The organism is Faecalimonas umbilicata (assembly GCF_004346095.1).
Lineage (GTDB): Bacteria > Bacillota > Clostridia > Lachnospirales > Lachnospiraceae > Faecalimonas > Faecalimonas umbilicata.
This window is the reverse complement of the sequence record NZ_SLZV01000027.1, coordinates 1-14,943: the sequence shown is the minus strand read 5'-3', so window position 1 is coordinate 14,943 and position 14,943 is coordinate 1. Positions and strand designations below refer to the sequence as shown.

Genomic DNA, 14,943 nt, shown 5'->3' with positions numbered 1-14,943 from the left:
AATTTAAAAAGAACAAAATATATGTAAAATATACAATAAAACATTTTGACGAAAAAAATTCAACGAAAAAATACACAAATATAGTATAAGTTTATCGTTGAATACAATAAAAATCACCATATTTCAAATAAAAATTTGTAAAAGGCATTGCAAATCCGTATAAAAAAGGTAAACTTATTGGTAAGTACTGCTAATTTTTGAGAGAATGAAAGGAATTTGCTATGAAACAGAATTACGAAACAACAGTAAAGAGCATTCAGAATCCAGGAGGTCCAAAACTTTGCTGGTCTGAACAGTCCGGTATGAAAGTGATCGAGAAAGATGGGCTGTATTTTAAGGATCTTGCAGGGGCAGGAGAGTTATATCCCTATGAGGATTGGAGACTTCCGGCAGAGCAAAGAGCAAGTGATCTGGCATCTCGCATGTCCGTAGAACAGATTGCAGGTCTGATGCTTTATAGCAGACATCAATTTATCCCTGGAGTTTCTATGCCGTATTTCGGAGAAGTGACTTATAATGGGAAATCTATTCAGGAAAGCGGGCTTCCGGTGTCGGCAATTTCAGACCAGCAGAAGATTTTTCTCAGAGAAGACTTTATCCGTCATCTTCTGATCATTTCGGTTCAGTCTGCGGCAGATGCTGCAAAGTGGAATAATAATATCCAGTCGTTGGCAGAAGAACTGCCTTGGGGAATTCCAGTTGCAATCAGCTCAGATCCAAGGCATGGAACAACGGTCACATTTGAGTTTGATGCCGGAGCCGGGGGAGATATTTCACATTGGCCGGAACCATTGGGACTTGCTGCGACTTTTGATCCGGCTTTGATGGAGAAATTTGGAAAGATAGCATCCAAAGAGTACCGGGGACTTGGAATTACGACGGCATTATCTCCTCAGATCGATCTCTGCACGGAACCTCGCTGGAAACGGTTTGCCGGAAGCATCGGAGAGAGTTCCAAGCTTGGAGCAGATCTCGCGCGGGCGTACTGTGATGGCTTCCAGACATCAGAAGGAGACAGCGAGATCACGGATGGATGGGGATATGAAAGTGTGAATACCATGGTAAAACACTGGCCAGGCGGAGGCGCGGTAGAAGGCGGAAGGGATGCTCATTTTGGTTCCGGGAAATATTCCGTATATCCAGGTGATAATTTTGAAGAGCATCTGCTTCCATTTACAGAAGGCGCTTTTAAACTCCATGGCAAAACAGGAAAGGCAAGTTCGGTCATGCCATATTATACAGCGGTATATGGAAAAGCAGGTAATTATGAGAATGCAGGATCTGGTTACAGCAAATATCTAATTACAGATCTGCTAAGAAACACCTATCAGTATGATGAAGTGGTATGTACAGACTGGTCTATCACAGAAGATGCATCTACGTTGGAAAATCTGTACGGAGGAAAATGCTGGGGAGCAGAAAAACTGACGAGAGGAGAGAGGTGCTATCGTATTTTGATGGCGGGTGTCGATCAGTTTGGCGGATTAAATGAAAAAGAGCCAGTTCTTGATGCATACCGTATCGGTGTAAAAGAACATGGAGAAACCTTTATGAGAAAACGTTTGGAACAGTCTGCTGTCCGGCTTCTGAAAAATATATTCCGTGTGGGACTGTTTGAGAATCCATATTTAGACCCGGAAGTATCCGCAAGAACAGTTGGTTGTGCAGAGTATATGAAAGAAGGATTTGCCGCACAGAAAAAATCGATTGTCATGTTGAAAAACAAAGAAAATGTACTTCCGTTGCAAAAGAAAATGAAAGTCTATATCCCGAAAATCCACTGGCCGGAAAGTGTAGACTGGATGTGCCAGAAAATGGAGGAGCACTGGGATAGTCCAATTTCCAAAGAACTGCTGGAGAAATATTTCACAGTGACGGATCATCCGGAAGAGGCGGATGCAGCAATTTGTATCATCCGTCAGCCTGATGGCGCTGCATTTGGACTTGCAGGTGGATATGATGTCAGTGATAAAGAAGCCGGCGGAAATGGGTATCTTCCAATCAGTCTGCAATATCGTCCATACACTGCCGTTTACGCGCGGGAACATAGCATTGCCCAAGATCCAAATGATGAGTTCCCGGATAGAACTTACCGTGGAAAGACCGTAACAGTCAATAACGAAGATGATTTGGATCTTGTTTTACATACAAGAGAGCTCATGGGCGAAAAACCGGTGATCGTTTGTGTGAATATGCTTGGTCCAATGGTAGTAAAGGAGTTTGAAGCGGCGGCAGATGCGATCGTTGCGATGTTTGGTGATCTGTCAAATGCACTGCTGGAGGTGCTCAGTGGTAACTTTGAACCGGAAGGACTCCTTCCAATGCAACTTCCGGCAGATATGCGCACCGTGGAAGAACAGCAGGAAGATGTTCCGTTTGATATGGAATGCCACAGAGATACCGAGGGGCATATCTATGATTTTGGTTATGGAATGAACTGGCAGGGTGTCATTGCAGATGAGCGTGTCAGAACGTATGGACATCATTTGCCGAAAGAAAACTAGCGAGGAGACGTTGAAGACTGGCAGCTTTTTGAAAAGTCTATAATTCAAAGCACGAGGACTAAAATTTTTTAGTCTGAGTGCTTTTTTTGATTGAAAAAACTATCCTAAGACAAAGGGAAGAGAGGAGGAAAAGGAACAAGGTGGGAGGAGGCTATAAGAGAATGTCCTTTCAAGAACGGCTGGTAATTGAAAAATTATACAAAAATAATATGAACCTTTCAGAGATGAATGCTCTTGCAGGTATATTAAACCGAAATAGAGTCACTGTCTACCGGGAAATTATGAAGAATACGAATAATGGTATGGAACTTTATGATGCAAGAAAGGCTCAGAAGAGGTTTTTGGAAGAACAAAACAAGCGAGTACAGATTAAAAAAGAAAAGAGGAACAAAAATGTACAAAGAGTAGAAGAGTTATTAGTGTTATCTCCTACGATAAAGCAAAAGGAAATTGCAGAAATAATAGGTTGCAGTAGAAGTACCGTAGCCAATTACATGAAACAAATTCGTTTGAAAGAAGAGGAGGAGAAAGCGTGAGAAGAATTTTAAAGAAAGTAGTGGCGTTATTCACAATACTTTTGCTATTGATAGGAAGCACACTTCCGGCAATGGCAGTAGAAGAATCAGAATCTCAGGAGCTTTATCGTTTGACTGTTGAAGGCGAGCATGGAACACTTGAGATTTATGATGGAACAGGCAAACAACTTGTAGAAGCGGATAGCATAATAAAAGTTGTGGAAGGGGAGAAACTTTCAATTATTGCCAGACCAGATAAAGGATATCAACTGAAAAATCTTGTAATCAATGGAGAAGAATTGGAGGTAAACGAGGAAAAAGCAGAATATATAATGCCAGATCAGGACGTTATAATTCATGTTGAATTTTCAGAGGAAGAAAAGCAGAAAGAAGAAGTTACAGAGGAAATAGAACTAGAAGAAAATGAAAAAGAGAAGATTTTTTTCGCAGAAGATACAGATTATTCCCAGATCCAGCGGAAACCGTATGGAGAAATCGACTGGTCTATGTATGGTGGAGGTGGTATCACAGACCCATCTACCAAGAAAGTATTAGAAGAAAAAGGGATTAATGTTTTTGATGAAAACTATGGAGCAAAACTGGAAAAAAGATTTTCTGAAGAAATAAAACTTTATCAGAACAGAAGCCTGGAAGAACAATGGGCAGTGGGAAGCGTACATACTGGACATTGTGAAATTACAAATGCATGGTTTGTGCCAGAGGAAGGACAGTCCTACTTTGAGTTAGGAAATTTTTCTGGAGAACTTTCAGGAGCTGAGATGATTGGTTATGGATGGTGTGCAGATCATACAGCGGCAGAGCCACCAGCAGGGTATCCGGTTATACAGGTGGACGGAACTGTTACATCGGTAGATTTTAATTCGGGAATAGTAGAGTTAAATTTGCTGGTTACACCTGATGGAGTCACTGATGGAAGTAGTAATGAAAATGGACTGATCGGATATCAACATATTGGAGCAAAAGCCCGTATGCGAGTGGATTTTGGAGGATATCTGGAACTACAGAAAAAATCAGCAAATCCAGAACTTACATTAAATAACTCCTGCTATTCTTTGGAAGGTGCTGAGTATGGAGTATTTCAAGAGGAAAAACAAGTAACCACCTTGCGGACAGATGCAAATGGATATGCAAAATCTGAAAAACTTCCGAGTGGGGATTATACGATTAAAGAATTAACACCACCTAAAGGGTTTGCATTAGACATGCAGAGTTACAATGTCAAGATTACATCGAATGTTACAACTTTAGAGGTGACCGATTATCCACAGTCTGATCCAGTTGCAGTTGTATTAGGGAAAATAGACAGAGAAACAAATAAAGATAAACCTCAGGGAAGTGCTACTTTAGCAGGAGCAGAATTTACAGTGAAATATTATAAAGGATTCTATGGTACTGATCCGGCAATTAAAGGAGTAAAGGCAGAGAGAACATGGGTTTTAAAAACGAATGAAAAAGGAAGATGTTACTTAAGTGATGATTTTAAGGTTGCAGGAGATACTCTTTACTATCAAACCAATGGAAATCCTACAATACCATTAGGAACAATAACTATTCAAGAAACAAAGGCACCGAAAGGATATATTATCAATCCGGAGATTTTTGTAAGAAAAATTGAATCACAAGGAAATGCTGAAATAGTAGAAACCTATAATGTACCTACAATTCCAGAAACGATTATTCATGGAGGTGTTTTAATTGAAAAGTGGGATAGTGAACTGAATAAAAAGGAGCCGCAAGGAGGAGCAAGTTTGAAAGGCACAGAGCTTGATCTGATCTCTGAAAATGCTAATGCAGTAGTTGTCAAAGGAAAGACTTATCAGAAGGGTGAAATTATCACAACGCTGACAACCGATCAGGATGGAAAAGCACAGACAGAAAAAGATCTGCTTCCTTTTGGAACTTATAAGATCAAAGAGAAAACTCCGCCGACTGGATATCAGAATGCAGGGACGATTGAGCGGACGTTCAAAGTTGAAAAAGATCAAACCCTTGTAAAATTGAATACTGCGGATACTGCCATTAAAAATGAGGTAATTCGTGGTGGTGTGGAGATTGAAAAGTGGGACAATGAACTGAACAAGAAAGAGGCACAGGGCGGAGCAACACTGGAGGGTGCAGTTTTTGAGATCAGTAGCCTGAATGATCACCCGGTAAAAGTAGAAGGAAAACTTTATAAAAAAGGTGAGGTTGTAAAAACACTTACGACAGACAAGTCCGGAAAAGTTTCTACGACAAAGGATTTACTTCCATATGGAAAATACCAGGCAAAAGAGGTAAAAGCGCCAGAGGGATATAATCCAACCGGAGAAATCAAGCGTACTTTTTCCATTCAGGAACACGGAAAGATTGTAAAGTTGAATACCACAGACACCGCTATTAAAAATGATGTGATCCGTGGAGACCTGCAGTTGGTGAAATTTAAGGAATCTTCTGATGAAGACGAAGACCAAAAGACACCACTGGAAGGAATTATCTTTGAAATTACTTCTAAAACAACAAAAAAGACTGTTGAGATTGTAACAGACAAACATGGTTATGCTTCCACAACACAGTTAAATGTCAGCAAAAGAGGAAACCTTGCGTATGATACTTACATCGTACATGAAAAGAATCCTCCAGAGGGGACAAAGCCGGTAAAAGATTTTCAAGTCACAATCCAAAATGAAGGGGAAACCTTGTATTACATTCTGGAGGACAAGCTGATTGTCAGTCCAGTGCGGTTGGCCAAACTGGATGCAGAAACCGGAAAGATTATTCCTTTGGCAAATGCCGAGTTCCAGCTTCTCGATAAAAATAAAAAACCAATTGAAATGACAACACATTATCCGACAGAAGAGGTACATAAAACATTTAAAACAGACGAGAGTGGAACCTTTACACTTCCAGAAAAACTTCCGGCAGGAACATATTATTTTAAAGAAATCCATGCACCAGAGGGATACCTGTTAAATGGACAAGAAATCCGCTTTGAGATCAAGGAAGGACATGACTGGGCAGAGCCTATTTTAGTACAAGTAAAAGATCTGCCGGCAAAAGGACAGATTCGTATCCGAAAGAGTGATGAAACAAATGGAGAGGTGCTTGAAGGCGCTTCCTTTGAAATTAAAGCAAAGAAGGATATCGTGACACCAGACGGAACCATCCGGGTAAAAAAAGGAGAAGTGGTAGATACCATTACAACTGAAAAGGATGGAACTGCAACATCCAAAAAATTATATCTTGGAAGCTACCAGGTCAAAGAGGTATGCCAGCCGGAGGGTTATGTACTGACGGACAAGACGTGGGACGTAGAACTGAAATATAAAGATGAATCAACGGAACTGGTATACGAGACACTGGACATTACCAACGTTCTTACAAAAGTTGTGATTGAAAAAACAGTAAAGGATTCTGATGAAAAACTCAGCGGGGTACAGTTTGCATTCTGGAACAAGCAGATGACAGACGGACTGGATGATGGGATCGCGGCAAAAGAAACTGTAAAAACTAATAAAAATGGTCAGGCAGTCATCGAAGGACTGAAGCCGGATATGACCTACTGTATCCAGGAAATGGAAGGAATTGACGGCTATGCGATTGACGACCAGATTTTTGAAGTAAAGGTGGATCCGGACGGAAAGATTGAAGGAAAAGACAGCATTACACTTACAGTGGAGAATGCGAAGACAGAGATTACAGAAACAAATGCGATTTCTGTAGATACGAATACTCAACAGGGACTGCCAAAAAAAGAAGCAGTTATTCAAGACAAAGTATGTGTGAAGAACCTGCAGAAAGGGGAAACGTATCTTTTAAAAGGCGTTCTGATGGATGCAGAAACACAGCTTCCACTGCAGATTTCTGGAAAAGAGATAACATTAGAGAAAACATTTACGGCAGAAAAAGACAGCATGGAAGTTTCCATGGAAATTCATTTTGATGCGTCCGCATGTGCAGGAAAAACAATCGTTGTTTATGAACGGCTGTTCTTGGGCGAGAAAGAGATTTCCGTACACACAGATCTGAATGATAAAAAACAGACGGTTACATTTCCAAAACATGAAATTGGAACCAAAGCAACGGATCAGGATACCGGAACGCAGGAAGCCGTACCGAAGAAAGAAGCCACAATTTTGGACAAAGTTTCTTATCAGAACTTGATTGTGGGACAGGAGTATACAGTTAAAGGTGTATTGATGTCTAAGCAGACCGGGAAACCGCTTCTTGTAAATGGAAAAGAGATTCGTGTAGAGAAAAAATTCCGTCCAGAAAAACCGGATGGAAATGAGGAAATTGCATTTACGTTTGATGCTTCTTCTTTATCTGGTGAGAGTGTTGTGGTTTATGAACATTTGTATGTGCAGGGAATAGAAATAGCAGTTCACACGGATTTGAACGATGAAGGACAGACGGTTACATTTCCAAAACATGAAATTGGAACCAAAGCAACGGATCAAGACAGTGGAAAGCAGGAAGGAATCGTACAAAAGAAATCCACGATTATTGACACCGTATCCTACAAAAACCTGATTGTGGGACAGGAGTATACCGTGAAAGGTGTACTGATGTCTAAGCAGACCGGGAAACCGCTTCTTGTAAATGGAAAAGAGATTCTTGCAGAGAAAAAATTCCGTCCAGAAAAACCGGATGGCAGTGTGGAAGTTTCCTTTACCTTTGACTCATCTGCCTTAAAAAATCAGGAGGTCGTTGTTTTTGAACATTTATATGTGCAGGAAACAGAAGTAGCGACTCATACAGATTTGAATGACAAAGGACAGACCGTGAAATATAAGCTGGGAACTCTAAAACCGAGTATGCCGGGAAAGAGACCAAGCGGTGGAGTAAAAACAGGAGATCAGACATCAATACTGCTTACAGTGCTTCTGCTAACTGTTGCAAGTATTACGATTGTTGTTGTGTTCGTTTTCAGAAAAAATATAAGGAAAGGTAATCGAGAAAAGAAAAATGGAGAAGAGATTGGAAAATAGATGGGAAAAAGTGATTCAGAAAACAGCCCTTTTTTCTTTTTTATGGACACTTTTCTTTCCGCAGCCAGTTTTGGCTGCGGAGGGGACTCTGATAAAAACACAGACTTATGTTTCAGAGTCTGCGAAAGAGGAACGAAATGATTTCGCAGAAGAAATCATAGAAAAAGGTCACAAATATCGATTAATTCGCACTGAGTATCAAGTGATTGGAAAAGAATGCCTCGATAAAAAAGAAAAAGTGATCGACAGCGAAAAAGAACTGAAAAAAACAGTAGAAGAAAACGGTGTGAAATATGAACTGGTACGGACAGAAACGAAAGAAGAAATCATCAGTCCGGCACAGGTAGAAACGGTCACCGCTTTTGAAGATTATCCATCAGCAGTGACGGCAGAGATGGTTCCGAAGATAAAAAATGTGACGGTTACGGATTCGGAAACCGGAGAAAAAATGGAAGTTGTAGCTGAATTGACCGGACTGACAGAAACGGGGACTGCAGTGAATCAGACACAGATGACTGTGACTTATGAAGACTATGACGCTGCCTATTATGAATATCAGGGACACCTAATTCCAAAGAATGAGGAACAGCCACCGATTGCAGGGTGTGAAGCAGAACTGCTTGCACAGGCAGGTGCTTCAGAAGGAAGCCGGATCACAGAAATACACTGGGCTGGAGAACCTTATGAAAAGGACGGAATTTTATACCGAGAAGCAACTGCCACTGTGGAACAGTTGACAAAAACTTACCGTGCAGACTATAAAGGAACGTATCGCAAAGAGGCGGTTAAGAAAACGATGTATCATGGGATTTATGAGGCGCCAGATCCAGATGGGAAAATTCTGTATCAGATGGAAGCAAAAGGAACTTATGAAAAAATACAGGGAAAAAGCCGTATGCCGGAAATTATGATTGCGACTGGAATTGGGTTACTGCTTGTAATTTTGGCAGTTGTAATCACACTTAGAATTTTGGCCAAGAAACGAAAGGAGGAATAATATGACATTACTAAAAACATATATTACAGATTTTATAAATAATAATATCATGCCGCTTGGTGTGACGGTGATTGGTATCGCACTGATTATGGTTGCCTTTGCATTGATTTTAGGAACACAACGAATGAAAGAATGGGCAAAAGGGCACATTTTTGAAATTATCATCGGGGGAGCTCTTTTATATACGGCAACCCAGTGGGCGAAGGATTTTGCGGCTGCTTTCAAGTTTTAAAAGTAGTTGTAAAAGAAGATAGAAGATCATGAAGAACATTATAGAAAATAACTGGGTGTCCAAATGGACACCTGGTAAAAAAGAAGAAAAAGATGTGGATCTGAAACAGCCGGAAACATTCGCAGAGTACCAGAAAAAGACAATGAGTACAGAAAGGATCTTGTCCAGTGACAGGGTTCTAAAGAAGCTCCTACTTGTTATGAATCTTTTGATCTTTTTTGGAGGGGCATATGTATTACATCTGGTCTGGAATCTTCCGCTGATTTTGCTGAGAGAGAAACCGTTGTTTTCTTTGGTTTATCTGTTGCCAAGGCTGGTGTATATTCCTATCTTGTTGATTGTTATGCTTCTTGTAGATGGGATTTTCCTTTACAAAGTGAAAGTGTCATGGTCAGAAGAACATTTTAATCTGGGACAGAAGGGAACAGCACGTTTTACCACGACAGAAGAAATTAAAGAACAGTATAAAGCGATAGAGCCGTTAGAAACGGGATATCCGGGGAACCCAGGCATTTTGATCGCAAGGCATGGACAGAACTTTTATATTGATGACAGCGTTGTGAGTAACTTGATCCTTGGAATTACCCGTTCTGGAAAAGGTGAGGTGTTTGTAAAAACTTCCCTGGAAATTTATTCCAGAGCAGAAAAACAGCCAAGTCTGATCATCAATGATCCAAAGCTGGAGCTTTACAAAGTGTTTGCCAAGATTTTGGAACAAAGAGAGTATGAAGTACATCTTTTAAATGCATCTAATCCCAAGTTGTCGATGGGATTTAACCCGGTATCAGTGGCATTAAAATTTTATAAACAGCGAGATTATGATACGGCAGAACAGGTGGTCAATTCTCTCGCATACTCTTACTTTGATGTGGAAAAAGCAAAAGGGGATATGGTCTACTTTGTAAGTGCCGCTGCAGCCCTGTTTGCGGCGATGATCCTTGCTAGTATGGAAGATGCGATTCTTGCCGATCAAATAGAAAATGCAGAGCGTTATCGAAAATGGTGCAACTTACCACAGGAAGAGCAGAATGCACATCCATTCCGAAACCGGGATGACAATGAAAAGACGATCAATCTGTACAGTATGGTGATCAACTTTGGACAAATGGTGACCACTCCGGTGGATAAGAATGGAAATAGGACGTTATTAGATGTTTACTTTGAATCTCGTCCAGCGACAGACCGTGCACGCTTAAAGTATCTAGGTGTACAAGTAGCACCGGGAAAAACAAAATCGGGTGTTTTTTCAGAAATGCTTCGGGAAATTGATATTTTCACATTAAATAACGTGGCTAAAATGACAGCAGAAAGCACCCTTGATTTTACAGAGATTGGTTTTGGCGAAAAGCCGATTGCGGTGTTTCTGTCCACTCCGTCTTATGATGCATCGCTTTATAAACTGCCAACTATTTTCATCCGGCAGATGTATTATGTGTTGGGAAAAAGATGTGATGATGGGAAAGGAAAATGTGACAGGCAGGTCAAAGTGATCCTGGATGAGGCAGGAAATATGCCGTCTATTGAACTTATGAAAGTCATGACGACAATGGGACTTGGCCAGAATATCAGTTTTGATATTTATCTTCAGAATTATGAGCAGCTTGAGGAGCAGTATGGAAAGGAAATTGCACAGACGATCCGTGGAAACTGTGCAAATCACTTTTACTTGCAGACCAATTCCCAAGATACTGCAGAGAGCTTTTCCGGTATGTTAGGAAACCGTTCTGTGGTCGATGTACAGCGGGCAGGAGCTAAACTTTCCCTGCAGAAGTATTATACGGAATCCATCGGGCAGGAGCCATTGCTAGACAAAAATAAATTGATGGAACTTAGGGAAGGAGAAGTGGTGATCTTCCGCCGATCAAAACGCCGTGATCTGCATGGCAATAAAGTAAAACCAAGACCAATCTTTAATTCTATCGAAGAAGGAAGAGAACTCTGGTATGCCTATGAATATATGCCGAAAGAAAAGTATCCACACCCAAATGAAGTAGATTTTCTTACTATATGTACCGAAAGCAGGGAACACATACACCCGGAAGAGCGGATCTGGGATCTGCAAAAAAGCTGGAAACTTTTTGATCGAAAAAAGGAATCATGGAGGATTCTGGGACATAGAGCGTATGAGGAACTGATACAGATTTTGGAACGACAGCTAGGGAAAAACGCAGCACAGAGGTATCATTTCTCTGAGTCGATGACAGTTCCAGAATTAGTGGATGCAATTAATAGGATTGAGGAACTGGAAACAGTAGAAAAAGAAGTTTGCATCGAACTGATTCAGAAAAGGGAAGGAGGAGAAAATGACCGATACACAGATTATCGAGTTTCTGCAGGATAACTCGGAATTTTTCACATCCAATAGTATGGTCGCTGGGATTCTACGGTCAATCGGATGGATGCTAGTAAAACTGTTTACCACGGCAATAGATATTTGTCAGACCTTATATGATACAACATTTGGTCTGGTAGACATTACCAAGTGGACGGGATTAGAAACCTTTTTGGAAGATTTCAAACCGCTCATGGAGGCATTCTTATTTGGTTCTATCGTATTACTTGCCTTTATGATTATTCTCGGAAAGCAAAAGCAGAATCATCTTTTGACTAGTATGTTAGTTTTTGCAGTGGTTACTACCTCGTCCACCTATTTATTTTCACAGGTTAATATGTGGACAATCACATTTAAGGATGCCATATTATCTGGCAATGGTCAGACGAACGGAACAGAGCTGGTAAGGACGTATTTGTATGATTTAATTTATATCGACAAAGAATTGGGCGGACTGCAGAACATGAAGTCAGACAAGAATCCCCCACAGTATGCAGCATTGACGGAAAAAGAAATGGATTTTATCGACCTAGGGGAAACACTTCCCTATGACAAAAAAGGTCTGAGCAAGGATGCGAAAAAGATCCTGAAGAAAAAACTAGATTTCCGTTCCGGGCAGTGTGAACTGGAAGAGGTTAGCAATGGTGTAGCATGGACAGACTATGGAAATGACTTTTATTACCGGTACCATTTCCGGTTTGGAACATATTATCTGAGTGCAATCGCACTTCTGCTGGTGTTGATTGGACTGTCATATAAAAATACGAGGATTATCTATGAACTGTTTATCAGCCGAATCCTTGTTACACTAAAGTCGATTGATATGTCAAGTAGCAAAAAAACAGTCCGGGTGCTGGAATGTATCCGGGATGGCTATTATGCGTTGTGCTTTACTGCGATTACCTTGAAATCTTATTTTATGTTTACTTCCTATCTAAATGCACAGACCAGTATCAATGCCATTTTAAGAGCTGTGATTTTACTGTTTGTTGCATGGTGTGTCATCGATGGAGCAGATGTCATGGAAAAAATTACTGGAGTGGATGCGGGAATCTCCGGAGGCATGGGGAAGATGTTGGCAGCTTACCATATGGCACGTGGAGGAGCAAACATGGTGCGAAGCGGAATGAACACAGCTATGCAAATGAAACAATTTCAAATGATGAAAGAACAGACGAAAGCGATGAAAGAACATGCCGGATCTGGAAATATTTATGGTGCTGGAAATGGGATATCAGAATACGGAATGAACGATATGGATCAGATGTTGTCGCAAGGAGAAAAAGATGGAAGCGAGCAGCAAATGCCTTCTGAAAATGAAATGGAAAGCTATCAGAATCATACAAGTGAATCACAGGATAATATGGAACAGCAGACAACCTTGCAGGAAGAAAGCACTGTATCAGAAATGGGAGAAGATCATGCAGAAATGAAGATGGAAGGTATGGAAAAAGGTGCAGAGATGCAACAAACATTACCTTTCCAAACAGCAGAGACTTTGGAAGGCAACAGAGCAGATATAGGTGCAGAGAATGTGTTAGAGGGACAACAGGATGCAATGAATCAGGAGCTGGATAGAATGGAACAGCAGACAGATGGAATAGGAAGATATGAGAATAGGGGCTGGGATGAAAATGGGAAAAATATGTTTGATCGTTGGGAACAAAAAGTTCAGGGAGATATTTCTACTGACCGTCTAAGAGGAACTTTGGATAAAAATGTTCTGCAGGGAAATCAGGGACACTCAGCTTTACTTCGAAGCCAAATGGAAGATCAGAAAAAAGAAAGAACAACAGAGATGGGAAGAGTTCAGGAGAGAGCACCATACAGACAGCAGAAATATCCAGGCCATCAGGGAATCCATACAGGAAATTGGAGTGAGAAAGACCTGCATCCGAAAAATAAAAAATAAATATTGGACGAAAGGAGGGATATGATTATGCGCTATATGGTCACAAAAGAGATAGAAAGTGAAACGCAGGTAGTATGGTTTTTATATTTTCAAGATATGGTGTTTCTGACAGCATGGGTTGTCATGACGATGATCCTGCAAAAACAGGTACACACTTCCCTGACATTTTTCTTTTGGGTTTATTCTGTTGTGATGGGAGTGATTTTAGTCCTCCCCTGTGGCAGAAATCCAAAACGGCGTAATTACCAAAGTATTGTTTTATATTTTATGCGACCGAAAAACATATATAGTTATGCAGAAATACGGACAGTGCATGGATATGGGCAACTACAAAAAAATATGGAGGGAAAAGAAAATGAAGAAAGTGGAGTGGAATAAAGAGTTTCCCATCTCCGGCTATGACAGAGAAACAAGTAGTTTTCAACTTGCAGATGGCGATTATCTTCAGATGTATCAGATTATTTCAAAAGATCTGATCAATTCAGATGCAGATGAAATTGAGATGGACTGTTTTCAGTGGGCAAAATTTTATAAAACGTATTGGAGGGATATGGAGATTGTTTCTATGATGTTTCCATGTAACACATCAAAACAACAGGAGTATTGGAAAGAACGGTTACGACAGAATCAGAATCCGCTCTTTATAGATATGTTAAACCGGAATATCGAAGAATTGATTTTTCGAGAAAAACATACAAACCGGAAAGAATTTTATTTATTTCTTTTTGCGGAATCGAAAGCAGAACTGGCGGAAATGGAACATCTTATAAACAGTACACTTGGACTTGCAAAAATCAGACAGGCAAAAATGGGATTAGTAAAAGAAATACCAGAAGAGAAAAAACTACAGATTTTATTCAAACTAGCAAATAAAAACTCTAAGATTTTTTAAGAAAATGGGGAAAACAAATGAGAAAAAAGACAAAAAAGACCAGAGAGATTATACAGGATCAGGAACTCCTGAAAAAGATCTCTCCGGTAGGGAGGATTTCCCACCATGAAACTTATACCCGGACAGGAACCGGGTATGAGGCGTGTATCCATATATGGGATTTTCCAGCCGGATTAAATGATTACTGGCTGACGAAAGCATGTAACCAGCCAAATACCATTACAACTATTAGTATTTTAACAAAAGATCAGACAGTCGTAAAGAAAAATCTGAATAAATCTATCCAGGAACAGGATTCTAGGAAACGATTTGCAAAAGAATATAAGGATTTCTATGATGCGGCTGTCCGAGAAGAAGAGATGAAAAAACTCTATGATGAAATCAATTCGCTTGGAGAAGTTATAAAATCCATTGAAATTCGGATCTTCGCAGTTGCAAAAACAAGGATGGAACTGGAAAACTCTGTGGCAGGAATTTTGACACTCCCCACAGCTAAAGCAGGGGGATTCTTGCTTCAACCACTACTGCATTGGAGATAATACCATGCGGTATTTCAATGTCTTACACAGTG

Annotated in this window: 10 protein-coding genes; all 10 read left to right on the top strand. The window is 40.4% G+C overall.

Annotated features, from left to right (window positions below):
* Window positions 1-221 precede the first annotated feature (221 nt).
* The 10 genes from EDD74_RS11850 to EDD74_RS11805 all read left to right on the top strand — a co-directional run bounded on the left by EDD74_RS11850 (window position 222) and on the right by EDD74_RS11805 (window position 14,911).
* Window positions 222-2,504 carry a glycoside hydrolase family 3 protein gene (locus EDD74_RS11850; RefSeq protein WP_116442159.1) on the top strand — a complete coding sequence of 761 codons (2,283 nt, stop codon included), beginning with the start codon at window positions 222-224 and terminating at the stop codon, window positions 2,502-2,504.
* A gap of 140 nt (window positions 2,505-2,644) precedes the next feature.
* Window positions 2,645-3,040: a helix-turn-helix domain-containing protein gene (locus EDD74_RS11845; protein WP_132038457.1), complete on the top strand. Its 396-nt coding sequence runs from the start codon at window positions 2,645-2,647 to the stop codon at window positions 3,038-3,040.
* The gene (locus EDD74_RS11840) at window positions 3,037-8,007 is read left to right on the top strand and encodes a VaFE repeat-containing surface-anchored protein (protein ID WP_116442161.1); all 4,971 of its coding nucleotides are present in this window, start codon (window positions 3,037-3,039) and stop codon (window positions 8,005-8,007) included. The genes EDD74_RS11845 and EDD74_RS11840 overlap by 4 nt, the downstream gene beginning before the upstream one ends.
* Entirely contained in the window at window positions 7,997-9,004 is a 1,008-nt protein-coding gene (locus EDD74_RS11835; protein ID WP_132038456.1) for a hypothetical protein, read from the top strand. The genes EDD74_RS11840 and EDD74_RS11835 overlap by 11 nt, the downstream gene beginning before the upstream one ends.
* A gap of 1 nt (window position 9,005) precedes the next feature.
* Window positions 9,006-9,236, top strand: coding sequence for a hypothetical protein (locus tag EDD74_RS11830; protein WP_116442163.1), 231 nt, complete (start codon window positions 9,006-9,008; stop codon window positions 9,234-9,236).
* Between the two features lie 28 nt (window positions 9,237-9,264).
* Complete coding sequence (locus EDD74_RS11825) at window positions 9,265-11,577, top strand: VirD4-like conjugal transfer protein, CD1115 family (RefSeq protein WP_116442164.1); 2,313 nt, start codon at window positions 9,265-9,267, stop codon at window positions 11,575-11,577.
* On the top strand, window positions 11,540-13,480 hold the full coding sequence (locus tag EDD74_RS11820) for a pLS20_p028 family conjugation system transmembrane protein (RefSeq protein ID WP_116442165.1): 1,941 nt from the start codon (window positions 11,540-11,542) through the stop codon (window positions 13,478-13,480). The genes EDD74_RS11825 and EDD74_RS11820 overlap by 38 nt, the downstream gene beginning before the upstream one ends.
* Before the next feature lie 27 nt (window positions 13,481-13,507).
* Window positions 13,508-13,858 carry a DUF5592 family protein gene (locus EDD74_RS11815; RefSeq protein WP_116442166.1) on the top strand — a complete coding sequence of 117 codons (351 nt, stop codon included), beginning with the start codon at window positions 13,508-13,510 and terminating at the stop codon, window positions 13,856-13,858.
* Complete coding sequence (locus EDD74_RS11810) at window positions 13,836-14,372, top strand: hypothetical protein (RefSeq protein WP_242990184.1); 537 nt, start codon at window positions 13,836-13,838, stop codon at window positions 14,370-14,372. Before EDD74_RS11815 ends, EDD74_RS11810 begins: the two co-directional genes overlap by 23 nt.
* A gap of 17 nt (window positions 14,373-14,389) precedes the next feature.
* Window positions 14,390-14,911 (top strand): hypothetical protein, encoded by a 522-nt coding sequence (locus tag EDD74_RS11805; RefSeq protein ID WP_116442167.1) that lies wholly within the window; start codon window positions 14,390-14,392, stop codon window positions 14,909-14,911.
* Window positions 14,912-14,943: the final 32 nt, after the last annotated feature.

What these genes read in the sequence shown, in the direction of transcription:
- EDD74_RS11805 (WP_116442167.1), top strand. Translation starts at nt 14,390, where the DNA reads ATGAGAAAAAAGACAAAAAAGACCAGAGAGATTATACAGGATCAGGAA.
- EDD74_RS11850 (WP_116442159.1), top strand. Translation starts at nt 222, where the DNA reads ATGAAACAGAATTACGAAACAACAGTAAAGAGCATTCAGAATCCAGGA.
- EDD74_RS11830 (WP_116442163.1), top strand. Translation starts at nt 9,006, where the DNA reads ATGACATTACTAAAAACATATATTACAGATTTTATAAATAATAATATC.
- EDD74_RS11820 (WP_116442165.1), top strand. Translation starts at nt 11,540, where the DNA reads ATGACCGATACACAGATTATCGAGTTTCTGCAGGATAACTCGGAATTT.
- EDD74_RS11810 (WP_242990184.1), top strand. Translation starts at nt 13,836, where the DNA reads ATGAAGAAAGTGGAGTGGAATAAAGAGTTTCCCATCTCCGGCTATGAC.
- EDD74_RS11825 (WP_116442164.1), top strand. Translation starts at nt 9,265, where the DNA reads ATGAAGAACATTATAGAAAATAACTGGGTGTCCAAATGGACACCTGGT.
- EDD74_RS11815 (WP_116442166.1), top strand. Translation starts at nt 13,508, where the DNA reads ATGCGCTATATGGTCACAAAAGAGATAGAAAGTGAAACGCAGGTAGTA.